Source organism: Bergeyella porcorum (assembly GCF_042427575.1).
GTDB lineage: Bacteria > Bacteroidota > Bacteroidia > Flavobacteriales > Weeksellaceae > Bergeyella > Bergeyella porcorum.
In genome coordinates, this window is sequence record NZ_JBHMFD010000013.1 from 262,985 (window position 1) to 287,584 (window position 24,600).

General features: G+C 36.8%; 16 protein-coding genes and 1 CRISPR repeat array (1 of these 17 running past the window's edge). Of the genes, 8 read left to right on the forward strand and 8 right to left on the reverse strand.

The genetic code is table 11. The features are described from left to right. Positions 1-142: 142 nt before the first annotated feature. On the reverse strand, positions 143-4,072 hold the full coding sequence (gene porU, locus ACFFUE_RS09300) for a type IX secretion system sortase PorU (protein WP_376834704.1): 3,930 nt from the start codon (positions 4,070-4,072) through the stop codon (positions 143-145). A 162-nt stretch (positions 4,073-4,234) separates the two neighbouring features. Between porU and gldJ the strand changes: the two genes are divergently transcribed. Both gldJ and ACFFUE_RS09310 read left to right on the forward strand, forming a co-directional pair. Continuing rightward, positions 4,235-5,842: a gliding motility lipoprotein GldJ gene (gldJ, locus tag ACFFUE_RS09305; protein WP_327984900.1), complete on the forward strand. Its 1,608-nt coding sequence runs from the start codon at positions 4,235-4,237 to the stop codon at positions 5,840-5,842. Positions 5,843-5,903: 61 nt separating this feature from the next. Next, positions 5,904-7,169 carry a UDP-N-acetylmuramoyl-tripeptide--D-alanyl-D-alanine ligase gene (locus ACFFUE_RS09310; protein ID WP_376834706.1) on the forward strand — a complete coding sequence of 422 codons (1,266 nt, stop codon included), beginning with the start codon at positions 5,904-5,906 and terminating at the stop codon, positions 7,167-7,169. 75 nt (positions 7,170-7,244) lie between these two features. Here ACFFUE_RS09310 and ACFFUE_RS09315 read toward each other — a convergent pair whose 3' ends face one another. After that, positions 7,245-7,850, reverse strand: coding sequence for an NUDIX hydrolase (locus ACFFUE_RS09315; protein WP_376834708.1), 606 nt, complete (start codon positions 7,848-7,850; stop codon positions 7,245-7,247). A 39-nt stretch (positions 7,851-7,889) separates the two neighbouring features. Here ACFFUE_RS09315 and ACFFUE_RS09320 point away from each other — a divergent pair, with 39 nt between their 5' ends. Continuing rightward, positions 7,890-8,276 (forward strand): SRPBCC domain-containing protein, encoded by a 387-nt coding sequence (locus ACFFUE_RS09320; protein ID WP_327984896.1) that lies wholly within the window; start codon positions 7,890-7,892, stop codon positions 8,274-8,276. Positions 8,277-8,396: 120 nt separating this feature from the next. Here the strand turns inward: ACFFUE_RS09320 and ACFFUE_RS09325 are convergent, their stop codons facing one another. The 6 genes from ACFFUE_RS09325 to queG form a co-directional block, all read right to left on the reverse strand. Next, positions 8,397-9,461: an anhydro-N-acetylmuramic acid kinase gene (locus ACFFUE_RS09325; protein WP_376834710.1), complete on the reverse strand. Its 1,065-nt coding sequence runs from the start codon at positions 9,459-9,461 to the stop codon at positions 8,397-8,399. A gap of 159 nt (positions 9,462-9,620) precedes the next feature. Beyond that, the gene (gene lptC, locus ACFFUE_RS09330; RefSeq protein ID WP_327984894.1) at positions 9,621-10,205 is read right to left on the reverse strand and encodes an LPS export ABC transporter periplasmic protein LptC; all 585 of its coding nucleotides are present in this window, start codon (positions 10,203-10,205) and stop codon (positions 9,621-9,623) included. Between the two features lie 8 nt (positions 10,206-10,213). After that, a complete protein-coding gene (gene bamG, locus ACFFUE_RS09335) occupies positions 10,214-11,506 on the reverse strand; it encodes a BamG family beta-barrel-assembly machinery protein (protein WP_376834712.1) in 1,293 nt (430 codons plus the stop codon). Positions 11,507-11,623: 117 nt separating this feature from the next. Next, entirely contained in the window at positions 11,624-12,565 is a 942-nt protein-coding gene (locus ACFFUE_RS09340; protein WP_376834714.1) for a cation diffusion facilitator family transporter, read from the reverse strand. A 181-nt stretch (positions 12,566-12,746) separates the two neighbouring features. After that, entirely contained in the window at positions 12,747-12,884 is a 138-nt protein-coding gene (locus ACFFUE_RS09345) for a hypothetical protein (RefSeq protein ID WP_376834716.1), read from the reverse strand. 11 nt (positions 12,885-12,895) lie between these two features. Further along, positions 12,896-13,828 (reverse strand): tRNA epoxyqueuosine(34) reductase QueG, encoded by a 933-nt coding sequence (gene queG, locus ACFFUE_RS09350; protein ID WP_376834718.1) that lies wholly within the window; start codon positions 13,826-13,828, stop codon positions 12,896-12,898. Positions 13,829-13,895: 67 nt separating this feature from the next. Between queG and ACFFUE_RS09355 the strand changes: the two genes are divergently transcribed. The 5 genes from ACFFUE_RS09355 to cas2 all read left to right on the forward strand — a co-directional run bounded on the left by ACFFUE_RS09355 (position 13,896) and on the right by cas2 (position 20,955). After that, positions 13,896-14,183 (forward strand): rhodanese-like domain-containing protein, encoded by a 288-nt coding sequence (locus ACFFUE_RS09355; protein WP_376834720.1) that lies wholly within the window; start codon positions 13,896-13,898, stop codon positions 14,181-14,183. Between the two features lie 138 nt (positions 14,184-14,321). Further along, positions 14,322-15,200 (forward strand): SDR family oxidoreductase, encoded by an 879-nt coding sequence (locus tag ACFFUE_RS09360; protein ID WP_376834722.1) that lies wholly within the window; start codon positions 14,322-14,324, stop codon positions 15,198-15,200. Between the two features lie 201 nt (positions 15,201-15,401). Beyond that, positions 15,402-19,709, forward strand: coding sequence for a type II CRISPR RNA-guided endonuclease Cas9 (gene cas9 / locus ACFFUE_RS09365; protein ID WP_376834724.1), 4,308 nt, complete (start codon positions 15,402-15,404; stop codon positions 19,707-19,709). Positions 19,710-19,726: 17 nt separating this feature from the next. Continuing rightward, positions 19,727-20,620: a type II CRISPR-associated endonuclease Cas1 gene (cas1, locus tag ACFFUE_RS09370; protein ID WP_376834726.1), complete on the forward strand. Its 894-nt coding sequence runs from the start codon at positions 19,727-19,729 to the stop codon at positions 20,618-20,620. Then, positions 20,617-20,955, forward strand: a complete 339-nt coding sequence (cas2, locus tag ACFFUE_RS09375; protein WP_376834729.1) for a CRISPR-associated endonuclease Cas2 — start codon at positions 20,617-20,619, stop codon at positions 20,953-20,955. Before cas1 ends, cas2 begins: the two co-directional genes overlap by 4 nt. 110 nt (positions 20,956-21,065) lie before the next feature. Next, positions 21,066-24,600: a CRISPR direct-repeat array (repeat unit 46 nt; unit sequence GTTGTAACTAATCACAAAGTTACACGAAATGAAAGCAATTCACAAC) (it continues 540 nt past the right edge of the window).

Here is a 24,600-nt window from a genome sequence, read left to right on the forward strand (position 1 = left end):
TTATGTTAGTTCAAGGTTAGAGGTTCAAGGACTAATTCAAGACTCAGCACTCAACCCTCAATACTTATATTAGTTCAAGGTTAGAGGTTCAAGGACTAATTCAAGACTCAGCACTCAAAACTCAAAACTCAGCACTCAACCCTTATTTCAATATCACCAATTTTTCCACCGCCGTAGCACTGCCTTTGCATTGCTCTTGGTTTTGGCTTTTGGCAACCACCTTGTAGATATAAGTGCCTTTGCCTACGGCATCTCCAAAATCATCTTTTCCATCCCATTCTATGGCTGTTCTTGGTGTTCTGTAGCCTTCCATAAATGGCTCTGAAGATACTAGAACAGAAAGTGTTCTTACCAGCTTGCCCGTGATGGTATAAATCTGAACATTGACATCCAGAATATCATTACAGTTGTGCTCAAACTGAATATAGGTTTTATCCGTGAAAGGATTAGGCCAGTTGAGCAATCGGTTTAGCGTTAGCTTCTGTTCTGCATCATCTTTTACTACAAAGTTTAACGAAGCAGTGGCAGAATTATTGTTGATGTCCCAAACTTTAAAAGTCAATTGGTGAGCACCAGGTTTCAAATTTCGGAATGGATAAGAGACGCTTCCCTTCTGATATTCGGCAAAAGAGGCGTTGATACAGCCATTGCTTTCTCCAGCACTAAAGAAGTCATTTACCACTGTGGTGTTAATGACTTCACCATCTAAAACGACTGTAATATCGTGCCCAATCCCTGCACCAGCCGAGTTAATTCCCGTATTATCTGTGATACAAGCCAGCAGCGTAGGGTTTTGGTTGGTAATGCCACCATCTGCAAAGTTGGTATTGTTCATATAGAGGTTTACTTTAGGTGGCTCTTGGTCGTTGATGCCATTAGGGTTAATCTCACCAATGGAATAGCTTTGGTTATGATAGACATCAAAGGCATCAGTCTTAGGTGTTGCTGTTGCAAAGTTATCAGCATAGATGAGGATTCTACCGTTGCCCACTTCATAGTTAATATCTTTTGGGACATAAAATTCCAAGGTGTAAAGTCCATTTTTAGCATTGGTGGCAGATTTTACTATGGCAGTACCTTCCTCGGTGTAGATGAGTTTAGGGTTGAGTCCTGCAGCATTGTCGTTATTTCTGGTGGTTTTATTCAGTCTTTTATCAAAAATGTTGATGTTTACTTTCCCGTTGAATTGTTCATCTACCTCACCATTGTCTTTCAAAATCTTCCCTGAAATTTTGACATAGTCCAAAGCTCTAAGTTGCCCTGACACAGGAGATTCTATATTATCAACGGTGATGAGAGGCTTAGGGCGACTGAGTTTCATTGCAGGGTCTCCTAGGAAATTTACTTGTAGGTGCCCTCTATCAAAGCCTTTGAGTTTTTTGGCAGCCAGATGAGCATCGCCCAATCGGTTAAAGTCATTATTGTTCAGTTCAAAAATCTTTTGGGTGAGCAAATCGGTAAACTGTCTTCCGTAGGTTACAGAGATGGCACGGCTAGAGGTAATCATTGTGGCGGCACCTCCCGTTTTAGATTTTAGAGTTTGTTCTCCTGCGGAGCTCATTGCTGGGTCATCCCAAAGGGTAAATTCACAAGTGATGGTAGAAATCAATGGGAATCTATTATAAACAGCAGAATAATTATTTAAAGTTTGAATTTCATTCAAGGTAAACACCCGCTCTTGAGCCCAGCCATTGATACCGCCGTGCCCAAAATAAAAGATGGATAAGCTATTTCCAAAATCATCGGCGATGGCTTGGTTGATCTGTGGAAATCTTTGCCCAGCAACTGTGGAAGAAGCGTGATAGGCGTCTAGATAAAGCTTGCTGATGTTGTATTCTTTCTTTTCTGTGCCATCTTCAAAACTGTGTTGTATGGCTTTATTCATCACGTTATGAAAAGGTTCACCACCATCATAATCATCATCTACCACAAAGCTCATCTTCATACGCCAAGGCCCGAAAGGGGAAGGCTGGTTAGGCAGAGCATTGTAATATGCCAGAGTCTTATCAATGAGGAGTTTGGCTTCTGTGAGGTTGGATGCGGGTAACCGCCCTATAGGGATAGAAGGGAGATTCATATGAACCAAAGAGCTGGTCTGGGGATCAGTATAGCCAAAATAATCGTCTGTAACAAAGGTGCTGGTGACATTGCTGCTGTCTTCACTCTGATAGTTGGGAACGATATTGTCATTATTGGTCGTTTTATTTTTGAAATCATAGCTGGCGTCACCAAGGATAAAAACATACTTTAGCCCCCCATTCTCATTTTGAAGTTTTGAAACAAAATCTCTGATGGCAGTAATGTCTTGGCTTCCACTACTAAATTCATTGTAAATCTGCTGCACATCTACCACCGCTGTGCGAAATCCATTTTTGCTAGCGTGGTAATCTGCCAATCTTTGGGCTTCTCCTAGAAATTCTTTTTTGGTAATAGCTAGATAATCAATGTTTTGTAGGCTGGATAAATCTTGAGTGTCAATTTTTCCAACGAAGGAAGGGGTATAAGCCGCAGAATGTTTAAAGGCTACAAACTCATTGTTGAAATTAGGAGAATCTGCAGTATAGGCAAAATTATAAACAGAAGTATTACCAGATAAATTATTCTTTCTGGAAACATTGGTAATGTCTGATACATCCCAAACTTGTTCTGCACTATTGGCATTGGATAGGGAAAATCCATAAGTGTTATTGCTGTCTTCCTGAATATCATACACGCGGAAATTCATTTGGCTGTCATTGAAAACCAAATCTTCTTTATACAAAACTTCGGCGTAATCAAAGTAGAAGCTTCCACTTGGATTGGCACTGAAATTTGGCGTGATTTTGAAAGTAATCTCCTGCCCTGTGAGTCCATCAATGGTTCCATTGAAAGCGGTGATTTTGTTAAACTCTAAGCTTTTGGATGGCACAGTGTAGGTGCTTTCATCTAGTCCGTTGATGCTTTGGGTAATCGTATTTTGCTGAGATTTATAGCCCACCACAGAGGTTCTATATTGCACCAAATCTTCAGGGCGAGAAGGTGTTTTTTTGGTAAATTTAATGCTCAGCTCGTTGGTGATGGGGTCGCTTACCCATACTCTTCCTAGTTTTAGCAGGTTGTTTTTATCCTCATCTATAAATTGGTAATCATCGTACCTTGTGAGGAGTGTAGCAGGAAGCGTCTCATCTTTATCAGTAATGCGTTTACCTTCTCCTATATCAAAATTGATGAAATAATACGCGTGGTCTTCATAAATATTTTGAAAATGAAGACTTCTATCTGTACGGGTTTCAGTTCTGGTATTTCTGTTGAAACTATTAGTGCCGCTACTATGGAGGTTAAACCCGTGAGCCCCTTGTGCGTAGAACAAAGCATAATCGTCATCATTCCATACGCCATCTTCTTCACCTACTACTTGTATAGCGTTTTCTTGCAGAGAGGCATATTTTTCATCTTGATTAAACTCAGATAAAGCTAAGCCACCATTGCCGTAGATTCTAAAGTTTTTAGGATTGATATTATTGACATTGATGCCATTATCACTCAAGAATTTTTTGGTGATTTTAAACACCCCACTTTTATCCACTTTTATTTTGTAGAAAGTACCTGCTTTCAGTGGATTTTCAGCGGTTCCAATTTTAGAAGTAGCAGAGCGAGCTGTTCGTGATGCAATGGAAGCATCAGGAACAACTTCGAAAGATTTAAGTCTATAGATATGTCCTTTTTCAAACTTTAGCGTTGAAACTTTAGCAAAGAAAAACTCTGCATTGTTCTTTGTATCAAAATAATAAGCAATATCCGTTCGGTCTTCATTGGGGAGCATCGCTTCAGAAAGGTCAAAGAGATTTTGTTTTGTAGTTTTTTCCCAAACTAGATTGGTTACTTTGTGTCTTTGCCCGTTAGATGGACCTTGGAAATTAAAATAAACGGTATAATCCTCTGGAGCATAGCCAGTATGGTCAAATTTAGGATAATTGATTTTAGTTAAGCCATAATCTACCACTTCAGAACCTGCCCAAGGCACTTCTACTTTCTGAGAGTAAAATACAGCGGGGAAAAACGCACACAAGGCAAATAGTAACTCTTTTTTCATTACAAAATATTTCGACTACAAAATAAACGAAAAAAATAAAATTTTGATATATCACAAAATAAAAAAACTGAAATTTCGTTTTGCTTAAAAAAGTCTGCCAACTTTATGGTTATGTAGATTTTTTATATTTTCTTTGCATTTTGAAATTTTGTATATCGAGATATGAAAAAAAGTAAACTGTTTTCAATGATGGCTTTAGGCACAGCGTTACTATTGGTAAGCTGTGGCGGTGGCAATACCAAGAGCGGTGGTGGAACCAAGCGTTTTACCAGTAAAACAGGTTGGAAACCGAATGATAAAAATGGATGGTTTTTCTCTGGAAAACAAGAAAAACAAAAAGGATGGCCAGGAATGGTCTATGTGGAAGGAGGAACTTTCACTATGGGATTGGTAAAAGATGATGTAATGCACGATTGGAACAATAGCCCACGAAGAATGCAAGTGAGCTCATTTTTCATCGGTGAAACGGAAATTACCAATTACGAATACCGCGAGTATGTTACTTGGCTAAAGTATGTATTTCCACCTTCTGACCCTAGCTTCAAAGACATCTATAATGGGGCACTGCCAGATACTTTGGTGTGGAATAATAAGCTTTCTAGAAATGATTTTGCAGAAACTTATTTCCGCTCTCCAGAGTTTGATTATTATCCAGTAGTGGGGGTGTCTTGGCTTCAAGCCTCTAGATATTGTGAATGGCTTACCGATAGAGCCAATGAAAAAGCCTTGATGGATAAAGGGGTTATTTCAAAAGATTTGTATGCTAATGATGCTAATAACCAAGGGCAAAGTTCTTTTACATTGGATAAATATAAGGCTAATGACCCTGCGATGCAAGATTACATCAACCAGCAAAGGGCTCAGAGAGCTACAGGAATTAAAACTTCTAACCAAAGAATTTTAGCAGCCAATAGAAATGCTACTTCTGGTGTGGTAGAAAAATTCAGATTGCCTACCGAGGTAGAATGGGAGTTTGCAGCACTAGGACTTTCTAAAAATAGAGAGTATAATAACTATATGGAGAAAAAACCGTTGGTGGAAGAACTTAGAGGTAGAAAAGGTAGAAATAGAGGAATGTTCCTAGAAAACTTTAAGTACGGACGAGGTGATTATTCTGGTACATCAGGTTGGAAAAATGACGGAGCAGCCATCACTTCTGATGTGAGACAATATCCTTCTAATGACCTTGGAATCTACGGTATGTATGGTAATGTATCCGAATGGGTTGCCGATGTTTATAGACCAATTATAGACCAAGAAGGAAATGATTTCAACTATTATAGAGGTAATGTAGTACAGCAGAAAGTACGCAATGAAGATGGAACCTATCAAACCATAGATGGTAACAATGTGAAGTATGATACCCTTGCAGATGGAAGATTGGTGTACAGAGGTTTACCTGGGCAGTACCAAAGAGAAGTAGTGCAAGATGACAGAAACTACCGTGATGGAGATTTTATGTCCTCTCTGGAAGCAGGCTACGGTAGAGAAGCGGATAGCTCATCGCAGTATTCTATGTACAACTCTCCTGTGAAACGCTTTGTGGTAGATGGTAAGGGTAGAGTGAAATTGCAGAAAGATAACAGAACTAGAACCTCTCAGGTTTCTAATGAAGTGAGAGTGGTGAAAGGAGGCTCTTGGATGGATACAGCTTATTGGCTAGATCCAGGACAAAGAAGATACAGAGACGAGTCTAAAGCGTATGGCTGGATTGGTTTCCGTGTAGCTCAAGATGCTAAGTCTAACAACAAAGGCAGAACAAAAAGATAATTTTTGAAAAATAATTGATAAAATCCTTCCTAGTCTTAGGGAGGATTTTTATTTTTGGGAAATGAATGTACAAGAGTTTTATAGCCTTTATCAGCAATGTGGTAAAGTTACCATAGATAGCCGAAAGATAGAGCCGAAAGATATATTTTTTGCCTTTTCAGGGGAGAATTTTAATGCTGCTACCTTGGCAGAACAAGCCATTGAAAAAGGAGCTTTGGCAGCCATCGTAGAGCAAAAAGAATATGAGAATTTAGACAAAAATATATTCTACACGCCATCTACTTTGACATTTTTGCAGGAGCTGAGTCAATTTCACCGCCAGCAGTTGAAAATCCCTATCATAGGGCTTACGGGAAGCAATGGAAAGACCACTACAAAAGAGCTCATCAGTGCGGTGCTGTCGCAGAAATACAAGGTACAATTTACTTTCGGAAATCTCAATAACCATATCGGCGTACCGCTTACGCTACTTTCCATAAAACCCGAACACGATATTGCCGTGGTGGAAATGGGAGCCAACCATCAGAAAGAAATCCAAGAACTTTGTGAACTGGCACAACCCAATATTGGCTATATCACCAATTTTGGAAAAGCTCATTTGGAGGGTTTTGGAGGGTTTGAGGGTGTAATTAAAGGAAAATCAGAACTATATGATTATTTGAAACAAAACCATCAGACCATTTTACTGAATTTGAACGATGATTTGCAAAAAGAAAGAGTAGGACATTATGCTCCAGTCATTTCCTTTGGAACTCCCGATGCTGATTACTATTTTGAGCAATTGGCGGAGGATAATTTCGTGGGCTTAGGGTTTAAAGGAGAGGTGGCACAGTCTCATCTTACGGGAAATTATAATTTTACCAACCTTTGTGCGGCAGCGAGCTTAGGTTTTCATTTTGGGCTTTCATTTCAACAAATAAAACACGCCATAGAAGGCTACACGCCTACCAATATGCGTTCGCAGGTGATGGTGAAAGATGGCAAAACGCTGGTGTTGGATACTTATAATGCTAACCCGAGCAGTATGGCAGCATCGCTTCAGAATTTTAAAAGTTTTGAAGGAAGCAAAACTGTGATAATGGGCGATATGCTAGAATTGGGAGAGGAAAGTCTTGCAGAACATCGGGCGATACTTGCTTTGGCTCAATCGTTGAATTTTGAAACTATCATTACTGTAGGAAAGGAATTTGCAGAGGTGACGAATAATAATTTTAAAACGACAACGGAATTGATAGATTATCTTCAAAAACATTCCATAGATACCCAGAGTATTCTTTTGAAAGGTTCAAGAGGGATAGCTTTAGAAAAAATAATTGAATATTTGTAAAAGTAAAAAATACCGAGGGCGATGAGGCTTTCGGTATTTTTAGTTTGTTGCAAATTTATTCAAAAAACGATGAAATTAGTTTAAAAGCTGTGATTCTTCTAATATTAATTGAATGTTTTTGAAAGTCTTAGGGAATACATCGGTCAAGATTTCAGACTGATTTTTCCAAGTGGCTTCGGTGATGCCTTCTTCTGTCTGAGGAATAGGAGTATCAGTCCCGTTGTAATTCATTTTAAACCAATGGGTAATTTTCAGTACTTGCTTGCCATCTCGCTCTGTGTAGATATGGTATGTGTGGCTGATGAAATGTTCTAGCGTTAAATCTTTCAAGGCAGTTTCTTCTTCCACTTCGCGTAAGGCAGCCTGCTCTATAGACTCTCCCTTTTCTATTTTTCCTTTAGGTAAATCCCATTTCCCAAGACGATGGATGAAGAGTATTTTCCTTTCCTGATTGGTGACAATACCTCCAGCTGCTTCTATGATTTTGAACATTTTAGCAAACTTTTTCCAGAGAGAGTCTATGTCCTCGCAATGCACTGCCACCTCTGTACAAGAAGTATTGGCAAGCAAATCAATAGCTATTTCCAATGTAGAAGCGTCTTCGAAACGAAGATTTTTTTCAATAGCCACGGGATGCTGACTTAGGATTAATTTTTTTTCGTTCACAAAAACTTTATACATTTGTAGGATAATTTTATTAACATTGCAAAAATAAGAAAAATGAATTTAGAAGGAAGAAAAATAGTTGTCAATAAATCGGTAGCAGAATTGGTAGAAATGCTGAAAAATCCCAAGGATTATGAACATCTAATGCCAGAAGGATTGCAGAAATTTGAAGCATCTGAGAATGGATTTAAATTCGGATTAAAAGGAATGCCAGAGATTGCCTTGAAGATAGATGAGGTTTCGGCACAGCAAGTGGTTTTAAAGTCTGCCAGCTCTAGTTTGGATTTTGCGTTGAAAGGGCAAATGAATGCTCTGAACGACCAGCAAACGGAAGTGCAATTGCTTTTTGAAGGACAATTTAATCCATTTATTAAAATGATGGTGGAGAAACCTTTGCAAAACTTCATCAATACCCTTACCGATAAGATAGAGCAGCTGTAGAAATTGAGTTTTGAGGGGTGAGTTTAAGTGTTGAGTGCTGAATTTTGAGTTTTCAACCAACAACTATAAACTAACCATTAACTCTCTAATATCTAACTTCCAACCTCTAATATCTAACCTCTAGTATCTAACCAAAATTCCAGAGCAATGGTCTTGAGAGCTTCCTGTAGCTGATGCTAAGACATTATTCTCGTTTTGGAGTCTTAGAATGCCCATTAATGCAAAAATAAGAGCTTCCTTAAAATCAATCACCTCTCGGGAGGGGATGATGATAGATGAGGAAGTTTTTTCTTTAATTTTTTCAATGAGAAAACCATTGTAAGCCCCTCCACCCGTTATCAATACATTGCCTAGTTGATGTTCTTCAATCGACTGGGCTATTTTTATGGCAGCGTGTTCTGTAGCGGTTGCCAAGGCATCTTTTGGATTTAGAGTTTTCAGCTTTGGAAGGATTTCGGTTTCAATCCATTCCCTTCCCAAGGATTTGGCTCCTTTAGCTGAATAAAATTTTAGTTCATTGAGTTGATTTAGTATTTCTAGGTTGATTTCCCCTTGCCGAGCCAGATTTCCATCATCATCGTAGTTTTTATTCAGGATTTGAGCGAAAAAATTCAGAACGATATTCACGGGGCAGATGTCAAAAGCGATGCGTTGATCTTGTTGTTTCAATGAGATATTGGAAAAGCCTCCAATGTTTAGACAGGCATCATATTCTGAAAATAAAAGTTCATCACCAATGGGAACTAAAGGGGCTCCATTGCCACCCATTAGCACATCTTGGCTTCGGAAATCGTAGGTTGTAGGAATGTTATTGATGATATAAATGGCTCTGCCATCACCAATCTGTAGCGTATATTTTTTTTCGGGCTGATGAAATACGGTATGTCCGTGCGATGCGATGACATCTACCTGACTGATGTGATGCTGTTGGATAAACTTCTGTACCGTTTCGGCAAGGTAAAAACCATATTCGGAATGGAGTGCCATCAACTGAGAGGCGGGCATTAGGAAAGCTTGTTCTAGTAATTGTTTCCATTTAGGAGGATAGGGTAGGGTTTCCGCTTTTAAGATATTGAAATTCCAAGCATTGTTCTCATTTCTGCGAAAAGCAGTGTAGCAAATATCTAGCCCATCTAAACTGGTGCCAGACATTAGACCGATGGCGTGAAAGATTTTAGAATTCAAGGTTTGAAGTTTTAGAAGTTAGGGGTTGGAGGTTAGATATTAGAGGTTGGAGGTTAGATATTGGAGGTTAGAAAGTTATAAAGATATAAGGTTAAGAGTTTTTTTTCTCTTTCTTCTTTCTTCAAAAAAAACTCAAAACTCAGCACTTATAACTCAAAACTACTTCCCAGCGGTTGGGATTTGCTTAGATGGGAAACTTCCCGAATTGTTATAAAACATATATTCTGAAAAATCATCTTTGGCTACCATACCATTGGCTCCCACAAGGATTGAGCCGTCTTTATCGGTTACGAAAACGGTGTCTTGCGTGTACATTTTTCTGTTTCGTTTGTCCCAATAGATACTTTGGGTGGCAAAAAACTGCCCTTCGCTGGTGCGGATTTTTACATTGCCCTTGGCGGTATAGAAATCTCGCAGTTCATTGAGGCGGGCGTAGTTTGCCCATATTTTACCTGGAGTTTTAGGATTTTTTTTATCAAAATATTCCAGATAGATGCCTTTTCTAGCTTCCACATACGGGGAGTCTATAAGCTCGTATTTCTCTATAATAGGAGCTTTAAATCTTAGGCTCACCATTCCAGAATCGTGCTTTATCATATCTGCTTTGTAGATGACTTGGGAGGGGAAGTTGGTTTTCTTTTTTTTAGAATTATTGGATAGACTTTCATCGCAAGCCATAAAAAATATAGCACATCCCAAGAGGATTGCTATATTTTTCAGGTATATTTTAGGCAAAGCCATCATAGTTTCTATTAATCGTATTGGCGTTTTTGGAACCACTTATCGGCGAAGTTGAGTCCTAGTTTAAAATTAACAAAAGTCTGGCTAATCATATTATTGTTTAGGGTTCCTCTTTTACCTACTTCAAAGCCCAAATCGATGCTGTTCATTCTGTTGATAGGGCTATTGGCGAATGGTAGGGTAAGCCCTCCTGTAAGGGCAAATTTATTAACATTGGTAGAGGAGGTGGAGTTGGCAGGTGTAATGCTGAGATTGCCTTTCTCATAATATGCTCCGAAGCGATAAATAACGCGAGAGAAATAATTTCTAAAATTATTATAGTTGGGTAAAATCCATCCACCAGCAGCAATACGATAAGCATCCGCATAGCCCATTGGCTGCCCTAGGAAAAGAAATTCTCCGCCTTTTTTGAAGTCTATCTGTGTGCTATAGAACCATTTGCCATCGTGCCCATAGCCAATACCCAAAGACCCTTGTTGTGGAATCAGGTTTTTGCTATTGCTGGTGGTTTGCTCTATGATAGAGCGGTTTTGTGGCGTGGTAGAAGTGCTATAGTAATAGGTGCTGTTGGTAAACTGGGTTTCCATTTCGCCTGTTGTACCAAAGGTGTAAGTAGCTCCTACGGTAAATTTTCTATCATTTTTCAGCTTTTTTTGATAGGTAGTACCTGCTGTAAAATTGAAAGATTTTACTTTATTGCTGGTTTCATAGCCGTTGATTAGTTCTACATTGGAGAAGGTAAGCTCCTCTGTATCGTAGATTTTACCGAAGTAGAAATTGGTTCTGAATCCCACAGCTAAAGCTTCGCTAATGTTGTATGCTAGTGCCGCTTGTACAGTAGAGATGGAGCCTTTGCCGTGGAAGGCGTTGTATTGGGTGGTGGTTTCGTCTATGGCTTTGCTGGTACTGATTTCGTAGGTTTTAGAGCTGTAAGGCTGGTATCCTAGTCCGAATTTTAGCTTCTGTGAAAGCGGAAACGCCACCGAGATATTAGAGAGGTAGGTAGAATGTTTGGTGGATTTCATATCCTGATAGTTGGATTTGAAAAAATTATTCTCATTCGTTGTTTCAATGTTAAATGAGGTGAGTCCTAAATTTCCATTGGCAGCTGGGTTAGAGAAGTTGAACTTGTTGTTAAGGTCAGAGATATACGCTGTAGAAATACCACCCATCGCAGTAATATCTATAGTATTGTCATATTTTACATCTCCAAGTCCGAATGCGGCATAAGGCGAATTTCCAATGGATTGTGCGTGGAACAACGCTCCTAAAGCAATGAATGATGTTGCAAAAATTCTTTTCATTCTATCTGTTTAATTCAATTCGCAAATATCATAATTATTACTGAAATCTAAAAATATACAGCCGTTAAAGTTTGTTAAGTTACATATTTTATATATTCAGTAATGTGGTAGATTGGTTTAGTGATGATGAGAATGCGTCAAAGAGGTAGCTTTTATACTACATAGTATAGAGTTGTTATGATTATGATTAGAAGATTCAAGTTGAATGGTCATATGTTGAATGTTCAAATGTTCTAATTTGTGTTCTATATCGCGTAGTATTTTTTCGCTTTCTTGCAATGTTATATTTCCATCAATTACAACATGGCAACTCAGAGCATTTAGTCCATTTGTAATTGTCCAAATATGTAAATCATGAATGCTTACAATGCTATTAGTTTCTTGTATTGTTTGAATTACATTGTCCATATCTACATTTGTAGGAGTACCTTCCATTAGAATATGAATGGAAGATTTTGTAATAAAATATCCGCTTCTTAGAACTAAAATTGAAACTATAATACTAGCCAGAGGATCAGCCCATTTCCAATCAAACGCCATAATCAAAAGAGCAGCTATAATTGCTCCGAATGACCCTAACATATCGCTGATGACATGTAAATAAGCACCACGCATATTTAGATTTTCTTTTATATCACCTCCTTTCATCATAATCCAAGCGACGAATATATTGATTAATAACCCAATAAAGGCAATAATTAACATTCCAGAAGATATAACATCTGGTGGATTTCTAAATCTATCCACAGCTTCATAAATGATATAAAAAGATATTAAAATTAAGGTAGTACCATTAATAATAGCCGCTAAAATTTCAAATCGTTTATATCCATAGGTTTTACGATAATTTGCTACTTTACTACTTATTTTAAATGCAATGAGGGCTATCAAAATTGAAATAGCATCACTGAGCATATGTCCAGCATCTGCAAGTAAAGAAAGACTGTTGGTAATTAGCCCTCCGATTACTTCCACTAGCATATAAGTAGAAATGATAATTAAGCTGAATTTTAAAACCTTTCTATTGGCATTATGTGAATGATTGTGTTCTTGTCCCATAATTATTTTTTTATAATCCGTATTAGGTTTAAGTTATTTGTATTGAAGTTTAGGATGCTAAATTTATAAAATAAGGCTTATATTACTAATTTTTTTTCTTTACTTTTTTTAGTGCTTTATTAATTAGTTCAAGTAAAAGAAAACTATGCCTACTTTTTTGTTTCTAAACGCATTATTATAGCTATACATCGTATAGGTTTTTATCAGTTTGTAAGCTTCTGTGGAAATTTTTTTCTATACTTTCATCAATGTATTTTATGAAGTTTAGATATAGCCTATTGTAATTGCGAAGATTTTTACAGAATTGTTCGTTTTTCATTGTTTTATAATTTAAAGTTGGTCTAAAAAATCAATATTGCGTTTTAATCCAGAGAATTTGGTTCGTTTTACGGGACTTTTTCTAAAGATTTCAGAAAATAATTCCTGCGTTATTTCTCGCCATTCTCTTTTGGTATAAGATTTTAAAAAAGCGTTAGGCTCAAACTTAGGTTGCTGATGCGGTGTGGAAAATCTATTCCAAGGGCATACATCTTGGCAAATGTCACACCCAAACATCCAGTCTTCCATTTTGTTTTTAAAGCTGTCTGGGATTTCGTTTTTCAGCTCTATGGTAGCGTAGGAGATGCACTTGCTCCCATCAATAATTTTCTCCGAAACAATGGCACCTGTGGGGCAAGCATCGATACATTTCCTGCATCGTCCGCAGTGGTCTGCCACGGGGATATCTGTCTCCAGAACAAGGTCGCAAATAATCTCTGCCAAGAAAAAGAAAGACCCACGCTGTTTGGTGATGAGATTGGCATTTTTTCCTACCCAGCCTATGCCAGATTTCCTTGCCCAGCTTCTTTCCAAGACGGGTGCGGAGTCCACAAATATCCTGAACTGAAACTCGCCAATCTCTTCTTGCAGCTCTGCAACCATTTCCCGTAAAATTTCTTTGATGACCTCGTGATAATCTTGGGCATAAGCGTATTTTGAAATCTTGAAATTGTCCAATGTGTTAATGTTTTCCTTCGGAAAATAATTGTAAGCCAAGGAAATTACAGATTTAGAGCCTTCCACCAGAAGTTGAGGATTTAGGCGTTTGTCAAAATGGTTTTCCATATATGCCATTTCGCCGTGGAAGTGGTTGTTCAGAAAATGCTCCAAGGCAGGGGCGTCTTCTTCTAAAAAGCCAGCTTTTGAAATGCCACAACTCATAAAGCCAAATTTCTTTGCCTTTTCTTTAATCAATTTTGTGTATTTTTCTGAGTTTTGTAGCATTTTATAACGGTGCAAAACTAATAATTTTATACTTTTGTTTTAAAATAATATTCAAAAATAGAAAACGATGGAATTATTAGATGTACTTAAGTCTGGAAACTACGAGCTAGTGGATGTTCGTGAACCTTTAGAATTAGAAATGGATGGGGAAATTGTAGGAGCAAAAAATATTCCTTTAGGAGAAGTAGAAGACCGTAAAGAGGAGTTTCTGTCTCTCGGGAAACCAGTAGTGATTTTTTGTAGAAGCGGCAATAGAAGCGGTAAAGCCTTAGAATATCTTACCTCACAGGGATTGAAAGATGGCTATAATGGCGGTAGCTGGGCTCAGCTGAAGGAGACTATAGAAAGTTTGTAATTAAGAAAGAAATGGAAAGTTCGGCATTGTTGTCGGACTTTTTTTGTACAAAAATTCTCGTTTGGGGAAAGTATTATTCACGGAATATAAAAAAATAACAGAGATTGGTCTAAAATGCTTAACTTTAAAAACAAAAAAATGAAATATATAGAAGGAATGTTGCGTGAAGACGCATTGAAAGGAAAGGTTATCGTGGTAACAGGTGGTGGAAGTGGTCTGGGAAAGGCGATGACGCGTTATTTTTTACAGCTTGGAGCCAAGGTGGTAATTACTTCTCGGAATTTGGAAAAGTTGCAAAATACCGCATCAGAATTAGAGAAAGAAACAGGTGGTGAGGTGCTTGCAGTAGCGTGTGATGTGCGAAACTGGGATGAGGTAGAAGTAATGAAGCAAGCTGCATTGGAAGCTTTTGGAACCATAGATGTTTTACTGAATAATGCGGCGGGAAATTTTATTACACCCACGGAAAGATTGACACACACCGCGTTTGACTCTATATTGGATATCGTCTTAAAAGGGACTAAGAACTGTACGCTTTCCATTGGGAAATATTGGATAGAACACAAGAAGCTAGGCACGGTGCTGAATATAGTTACCACTTATTCTTGGACGGGGTCAGCGTATGTAGTGCCATCAGCTTGTGCCAAAGCGGGAGTATTGGCAATGACGCGGAGTTTGGCGGTAGAGTGGGCAAAGTATGGTATTCGATTTAATGCGATTGCTCCGGGACCATTTCCTACCAAAGGAGCTTGGGAGCGATTGTTGCCAGGTGATTTAGCTGAGCAATTTGATATGAAGAAAAAAGTACCACTGAGAAGAGTAGGAGAGCATCAGGAGTTAGCCAATCTAGCAGCATATTTGGTTTCTGATTATTCTGCATATATGAATGGTGAAGTGGTTACCATAGATGGAGGCGAATGGTTGCAAGGAGCAGGAGAGTTTAATATGCTGGAGGCGATTCCTCAAGAAATGTGGGATACTCTGGAACAGATGATTAAAGCTAAAAAATCTAAATAGGGTGTTGGGTTAAAAAGTGGAGCAAAGCTTCGCTTTTTTTATGTAAAATAAAAAGCCTCCTAGTTATGGACAAGAGGCAATCCAAATGTTTTCACAACGGAATAATCCTTATTGTAAATTGCTTTCGGAAACAAAATTAAAATAAAATTTTTGTACTACAAAATTCTTTTTTGTAAATTCAGCGAAAAAAAATATCAGCACATGAAACATAAACATATTCTCGGTCTTGATTTAGGAACCAATAGCATTGGTTGGGCTTATGTGAAAGAAGCACAAGATAGTTCGGTGCAATCAGAAATTGTAGAGTTGGGGGTAAGGGTAAATCCTTTAACGGTAGATGAAAAAACAAACTTTGAGAAAGGGAAACCTATTTCTACCAATGCAGATAGAACGCTGAAACGAGGGGCTAGACGCAATCTACAACGCTATAAACTGCGTAGAGAAGAGTTGATGGTTATTTTAAAAGAACATCAATTGATTTCGGACGAGAGTATTTTGACTGAAAATGGTAAAGGAACAACTTTTGAGACACTGAAATTAAGAGCAAAGTCGGCAAAAGAGAAAGTTACATTGGAGGAGTTAGCTCGTGTTTTCTTGGCTATCAATAAAAAAAGAGGGTATAAAAGTAGCCGAAAAGCTAAAAATGAAGATGAAGGGCAATTGATTGATGGAATGGCTATTGCAAAGCGATTATATGAAGAAAATCTTACGACTGGACAGTTGTCTTTACAATTATTGAAAGAGGGGAAAAAGTCATTACCAGATTATTATCGTTCGGATTTACAATCGGAATTGGATAAAGTTTGGGAGTTTCAGAAGCATTTTCATTCGGATATTTTGACAGATGAATTTTATACAGAACTAAAAGGAAAAGGGCAAAGGGCGACAAGTGCTTTGTTTTTAGCAAAATATCAAATATATACTGCTCAAAATAAAGGTAATAGAGAAGAAAAAAAATTACAAGCATATCAATGGAGGGCTGATGCTGTTTCGAAAGAATTATCTAAAGAGGAATTGGCTTTTGTGATAACCGAAATAAATAGTAATCTCAACAATTCAAGTGGTTATTTGGGAGCTATATCCGACAGGAGTAAAGAATTGTATTTCAATCAAGAAACTGTAGGGCAATATCTTTGGAAACAGATACAGAACAATCCTCATACCTCGTTGAAAAATCAGGTGTTTTATCGTCAAGATTATCTTGATGAATTTGAACAGATTTGGAATACACAAGTTGCTTTTTATCCTCAAATACTGACTGATGAGTTGAAAAAAGAACTTCGCGATGTGGTCATTTTCTACCAGCGAAAGCTAAAATCTCAAAAATCATTGGTTAGTTTTTGTGAATTTGAAAGCAAGGAAATTGCTTTAAAAGATAAGAAGGGAAATCTTGTTGTAAAAAGTGACAAGCCAGTAATGAAATTAGTTGGTGCAAAAGTGGCTCCAAAATCTTCACCGTTGTTCCAAGAGTTTAAAATTTGGCAAACCCTTAATAATGTTTTAGTTCGTAAAAAGGGAAGCAAAAAGAGAACTGTTTCCAAAAATCAGCCTTTGCTATTTGAGGAAGAGAAGCAAATTATTGAATTGAGTTTGGAGCAGAAAGAGTTATTGTTTGGCGAACTAAACCTTAAAGGTAATTTAACATCTGATTATTGTTTAGAACTTTTAGGTTATTCTGCCAAAGAGTGGGAAATGAATTATTATTCTGAACTTGAAGGGAATAGAACTAATAAGGCTTTGTATGAGGCTTATTTGAAAATACTTGATTTAGAGGGATATGATGTAAAAGAATTATTACGCGTAAAATCTAATAAAGATGAAGTTGAACTTGATGATTTGAAAGTAGCAGCTTCGGAAATCAAAAAATTGGTTTCGGAAATTTTTAATACTTTGGAAATCAATACGGAAATTCTGAATTTTAATGCAGAATTAGACGGGAAAGATTTTGAAAAACAGCCAGCCTATCAGTTGTGGCACCTGCTATACTCCTACGAGGGGGATGACTCAAAAAGCGGTAATGAATTGTTGTATAAATTGTTAGAGGATAAATTTGGTTTCAGAAAAGAGCATTCTCAAATTTTGGCAAATATTGTTTTTTCTGATGATTATGGAAATCTTTCTACCAAAGCAATGCGAAAAATTTATCCGTATATCAAAGAAAGTCAATTCAGTAAGGCTTGTGAGTTAGCTGGTTATCGTCATTCCAAACATTCGCTTACCAAAGAAGAAAATGAAAATCGTGAACTGAAAAATACTTTGGAAGTTCTGAAAAAGAATAGTTTGCGTCAGCCTGTGGTGGAAAAAATTCTGAATCAGATGGTTAATTTAGTGAATGAATTGATTAAGAAACATAGTAAAAAAGATGAAAACGGAAATATCATAGAGTATTTTAAGTTTGATGAAATCCGAATAGAATTGGCTCGCGAATTGAAAAAGAATGCAGAAGAACGCAAAGATTTGGATACACAAGTGAGGGAAGGAAAAGCAAGAAATGAAAAGATAATCAAGGTTTTGAAGTCTGAATTTGGTTTGCCAAATCCTACTAAAAATGATATTGTTCGTTATCGTTTGTATGAGGAACTCAAAGATAATGGCTATAAAGATTTGTATACGAATATTTATATTCCAAGAGAAAAATTATTTAGCAAGGAGATTGATATAGAGCATATTATTCCAAAATCAAGGTTGTTTGATGATAGTTTTTCAAACAAAACAATTTGTTATCGACAAGATAATTTAAATAAAGGAGAAAAAACAGCTTATGATTATATTGAAAGTTTGGGAGAGAAGCAATTGGAAGAGTATTTATCACGAGTTGAAGATTTATACAAACGGAAAGTAATTACCAAAGCAAAATATCACAAACTGCTCAAAAAAGCATCTGAAATAGGAGATGGATTTATTGAAAGAGATTTGCGAGAAACACAATATATTGCTAAAAAAGCGAAGGAAATGTTATTGCAAATTGCTCGTAATGTGGTTTCTACATCGGGAAGTATTACTGATAAATTGCGTGAAGACTGGGATTTGGTCAATGTAATGAAAGAGCTTAACTTGCCAAAATACAAAGCATTAGGGCTGACCGAAATGCAAGAACGCAAATATGGACAGCAAATAGAGGTCATTACCGATTGGACAAAAAGAAACGACCATCGCCATCACGCAATGGATGCTCTCACTGTGGCTTTTACAAAACATAATCATATTCAGTATCTTAATTATTTAAATGCTCGTAAAAATGAACAACACAAAGAGCATCAGAATATTATGGGGATTCAGAATCAAGAAACTGAAAAAGTGAAGGATAAAGATGGGAACGAGAAAAGAGTGTTCAAAGCTCCAATACCGAATTTCCGTCAAGTTGCAAAAGAGCATTTAGAAGCTGTTTTGATTTCTCACAAAGCTAAAAATAAGGTGGTTACCCGAAATAAAAATAAAATTTCAGGAAGTAATAAAATACAGGAAGCACTAACACCTCGTGGGCAATTGCATAAAGAGACTGTCTATGGAAAATACCATTATTATGTGCAAAAAGAAGAGAAAATAGGAGCTAAGTTTGATATTGGAACCATTGAAAAAGTGGCAAACCCTTTGTATAAATCATTGCTTAAAAAACGATTGGAAGAAAATGGCAATGATTCTAAGAAGGCTTTCACGGGTAAAAATGCTTTGGCTAAAAATCCAATATATTTAGATGAGGCTAAAACAGAACAACTTCCTGAAAAAGTGAAATTGGTGTGGTTGGAAGCTGATTATTCTATTAGAAAGGATATTACCCCCGAAAATTTCAAAGATGAAAAATCTATTGAAAAAGTATTAGACGAGGGGGTTAAAAGGATATTGAAAAACCGTTTAAAGACCTTTGGAGGAGATTATAAAAAAGCCTTTTCTGATTTGGATAAGAATCCGATTTGGCTCAATAAAGAAAAAGGAATTTCCATTAAGAGGGTTACTATAAGTGGCGTGAGTAATGCAGAAGCCTTGCACACAAAGAAAGACCATTTTGGCAAGGAAATATTAGATGAAAATGGAAATCCGATTCCGGTAGATTATATCAGTACGGGAAATAATCATCACATAGCGATTTACCGAGATAGGAAAGGTAACTTACAGGAAAAAGTAGTCTCGTTTTTTGAAGCGGTAGTAAGAGCAAATCAGGGATTACCAATTGTGGATAAAACATATAATCAGCATTTAGATTGGGAGTTTTTATTTACAATGAAACAAAACGAAATGTTTGTATTTCCAAATGAGGAGGTTGGTTTTAATTCTACTGAAATAGATTTATCAGACCCTAAAAATAAGAAGTTGATAAGCAAACACTTGTTTAGAGTGCAGAAGATCTCAGAGGGGGATTATTGGTTTAGACATCATTTGGAGACAACAGTAGACTCTAAAATGGAATTGAAAAATATTATTTATAAGCGTATTACATCGGGATATTTAAGAGGTGTAGTAAAAGTTCGAATTAATCATTTAGGGGATATTGTGAGTGTAGGGGAGTATTAATCTAAAACAATGAAACTATGCTTTACCGTTCTATTTACATCGGCAATCCTGCGTATCTGAAACTACAAGACAATCAGATGAAAATACTTTGTCCGGAGAGCAAATCGGTAAAGGGAAGCGTGCCAGTGGAAGACTTGGGGCTATTGATGCTCGATCATTTTCAAATCACCATTTCCCATCAGTTGATACAGCGGCTGATGGGAAACAATGTGGTGGTGATTAGTTGCGATGCCCACCATTTACCCCACGGGATGATGTTGCCCATTTACGGACATTCTACCCATTCTCAACGGATTAAAGAACAAATGGAGGTTTCCGAACCCCTCAAAAAGCAACTGTGGAAGCAAACCGTAGAATGTAAAATTGCCAATCAGATTGCCGTTTTAGAAAAATTAGGCAACTATGCCGAACCGATGTATGAGTACCTCGGTCAAGTAAAGTCGGGCGACACTACCAATATGGAAGGTATTGCAGCACAGCACTATTGGAAACATTTGATAAGTCCTGATTTTCTACGAGAACGCTTTGGGAACTCTCCCAATCAATTTTTTAACTTTGGCTATTCGGTACTGAGAAGTATTGTAGCAAGAGCCTTGGTGGAGACGGGGTTGTTGCCTGTATTGGGAATTTTTCATCGAAATAAATACAATCCCTATTGCTTGGCAGACGACGTGATGGAACCCTATCGTCCGTTTGTAGACTTCTTGGTTATCAAATGGTTAGAAAACAATCCCGAAGCCGAAGAACTGACCAAAGAATGTAAAGCCTATTTTCTGAGGATAGCCACTTGCGATGTAAAGATAGACGACCAATTACGCCCCTTATTGGTAGGTGTAAAGCAAACAGCCTCATCGCTTTATAAATGCTATACAGGAGAAAAACGCTTGATTTCCTATCCAAAATTAATATGAATGCAGACAGATTTAACGCCTATAGAATTATGTGGGTAATGGTATTATACGACTTGCCAACCGAGACCAAAGCGATGCAAAAAGCGGCAAATCTCTTCCGAAAACGCTTGGAAGACGATGGTTTTGCACTATTTCAATTTTCCATTTACATACGGCATTGCCCGAGTAGGGAAAACGCTGAGGTGCACATCAAACGCGTGAGAAGTTGGTTGCCCAAGTATGGAAAAGTAGCGGTGATGACCATCACCGACAAGCAGTTTGGGAATATAGAGATTTTTCATTCCCAAGCCAAAGAAGATCCGCCACCTACTTACCAACAATTAGAGTTGTTTTAGGATGAAAAAAATGCTTTAAAACCTCTGTAAACAACAAATAAGTACTCGGGAAAACTATTTCTAAAAAACAAAAATAATCCTCTACTAATCAGAGGATTATTTTGTTTGAGGTTGTAACTAATCACAAAGTTACACGAAATGAAAGCAATTCACAACGGAAGTTTCATTGAACGGAATTTCAATGCAGTTGTAACTAATCACAAAGTTACACGAAATGAAAGCAATTCACAACAAAACTTTTGTAGCAGACTTTGTATTTAACGTTGTAACTAATCACAAAGTTACACGAAATGAAAGCAATTCACAACAATGTTGATACTGGTTTGTTTCATTTTACTGTTGTAACTAATCACAAAGTTACACGAAATGAAAGCAATTCACAACAAAAGCCTTAGAAGATTTAGCGGAGGATACGTTGTAACTAATCACAAAGTTACACGAAATGAAAGCAATTCACAACTCCTTTTCTTTCAATTGCTCGGCGAGTTCTGTTGTAACTAATCACAAAGTTACACGAAATGAAAGCAATTCACAACACGCTATATGAATGCTATTTTTATTATATCGTTGTAACTAATCACAAAGTTACACGAAATGAAAGCAATTCACAACTTACCTGTGTTTTTTTCATCGATTTTAAAAGTTGTAACTAATCACAAAGTTACACGAAATGAAAGCAATTCACAACAGTACAGCCACTCCCTCAAAGTTCTTTCTTGTTGTAACTAATCACAAAGTTACACGAAATGAAAGCAATTCACAACAGTCGATGTATTGAATCTCGGGGATTTCTTGTTGTAACTAATCACAAAGTTACACGAAATGAAAGCAATTCACAACTGATGGTTATCGATATCTCTCGGTAGTTTTAGTTGTAACTAATCACAAAGTTACACGAAATGAAAGCAATTCACAACAATGGATTATATCGTACCTGCCAATCGGCGGTTGTAACTAATCACAAAGTTACACGAAATGAAAGCAATTCACAACTGGATTAAGCGAAGAAATACAAGGTGCAACGTTGTAACTAATCACAAAGTTACACGAAATGAAAGCAATTCACAACCCTTTCATCCTTTGATAAATCAAATATTTGGTTGTAACTAATCACAAAGTTACACGAAATGAAAGCAATTCACAACTGCTACGCTCTACGAGCGAATGAGCGACAAGTTGTAACTAATCACAAAGTTACACGAAATGAAAGCAATTCACAACAAACCAAACAGCCCCAACGGTTGAACCACTGTTGTAACTAATCACAAAGTTACACGAAATGAAAGCAATTCACAACGCATACGCCTATTTCTTATAGGACCTGCTCGTTGTAACTAATCACAAAGTTACACGAAATGAAAGCAATTCACAACCTTGATTTTGTGAGAAAAGAGAACCTGGAGGTTGTAACTAATCACAAAGTTACACGAAATGAAAGCAATTCACAACTAATAGAGCTAATGTTATTTGGTGGGAAGAGTTGTAACTAATCACAAAGTTACACGAAATGAAAGCAATTCACAACCTTATCGTGTTCATCCTCGAACGAATGAAAGTTGTAACTAATCACAAAGTTACACGAAATGAAAGCAATTCACAACACTTTTGGGTCATTTTCATCAAATACGAAAGTTGTAACTAATCACAAAGTTACACGAAATGAAAGCAATTCACAACAAAGGTTTCATCAGCAAACGCATTATACCAGTTGTAACTAATCACAAAGTTACACGAAATGAAAGCAATTCACAACTAAATAGGACTTTGGCGGTCTTGCAATTAAGTTGTAACTAATCACAAAGTTACACGAAATGAAAGCAATTCACAACTGTGATAATATTAATATTAAAATCATCCTTGTTGTAACTAATCACAAAGTTACACGAAATGAAAGCAATTCACAACATGGAATGTTGAGTGCTGAAAATATTCAAAGTTGTAACTAATCACAAAGTTACACGAAATGAAAGCAATTTACAACTATGAATTATCTAATAAATACTTGCCGTGTGTTGTAACTAATCACAAAGTTACACGAAATGAAAGCAATTCACAACCAGCGATGCGTATTTTTTCTTCTTCGTAGAGTTGTAACTAATCACAAAGTTACACGAAATGAAAGCAATTCACAACCTTTGTCCTCCCGAGTTATCCCAATACTTGGTTGTAACTAATCACAAAGTTACACGAAATGAAAGCAATTCACAACCAGTTATTTGTAATTCACCAGATATTTTAAGTTGTAACTAATCACAAAGTTACACGAAATGAAAGCAATTTACAACTTAGTAACCCACCAATTTTTAATAAATTTTGTTGTAACTAATCACAAAGTTACACGAAATGAAAGCAATTTACAACACGGGTTAATTATCTAACCAAGGTGGATTAGTTGTAACTAATCACAAAGTTACACGAAATGAAAGCAATTTACAACCCTCCTTATCGTTTTTATTCTCGGAACGCTGTTGTAACTAATCACAAAGTTACACGAAATGAAAGCAATTTACAACACTTATCTCTATACCCGTGTGTTGTTAATAGTTGTAACTAATCACAAAGTTACACGAAATGAAAGCAATTTACAACAGGAGGTGTAACTTCAACAGATAAGGTTTCGTTGTAACTAATCACAAAGTTACACGAAATGAAAGCAATTCACAACAACTGAGCTAATAACATCTTTCGCAGACTTGTTGTAACTAATCACAAAGTTACACGAAATGAAAGCAATTCACAACTTAATTCCTCCAGACCTTTCGTAATCCCTAGTTGTAACTAATCACAAAGTTACACGAAATGAAAGCAATTCACAACAAGTGTATAAAGGAACCCTAGATGGAAAAAGTTGTAACTAATCACAAAGTTACACGAAATGAAAGCAATTCACAACTATCTCTGTAAAGAGAGACCGCAAGGGCTAGTTGTAACTAATCACAAAGTTACACGAAATGAAAGCAATTCACAACCATACCACAGAGTGTATTTAACCATCATTAGTTGTAACTAATCACAAAGTTACACGAAATGAAAGCAATTTACAACGTTTTCTCAAAGTAAGATTGAAAAGCGTTCGTTGTAACTAATCACAAAGTTACACGAAATGAAAGCAATTTACAACGATGAAATAAAAGAAGAATCCCAAAAACAAGTTGTAACTAATCACAAAGTTACACGAAATGAAAGCAATTTACAACTAGGAGACGTGGGATTACAAGTACTAGGAGGTTGTAACTAATCACAAAGTTACACGAAATGAAAGCAATTTACAACCACTCGCTTCAAAATATCTTCGGAAAATGAGTTGTAACTAATCACAAAGTTACACGAAATGAAAGCAATTTACAACGAGGTAGTATTTATACTCCTAGTGTACTATGTTGTAACTAATCACAAAGTTACACGAAATGAAAGCAATTTACAACCGTTAAACATATTTCTAATGAAAATAGTAAGTTGTAACTAATCACAAAGTTACACGAAATGAAAGCAATTTACAACGGGTGAGCAAGACTACGAGGGTACGATGAGGTTGTAACTAATCACAAAGTTACACGAAATGAAAGCAATTTACAACACACCTGATAAGACTTACTACTGGGATACTGTTGTAACTAATCACAAAGTTACACGAAATGAAAGCAA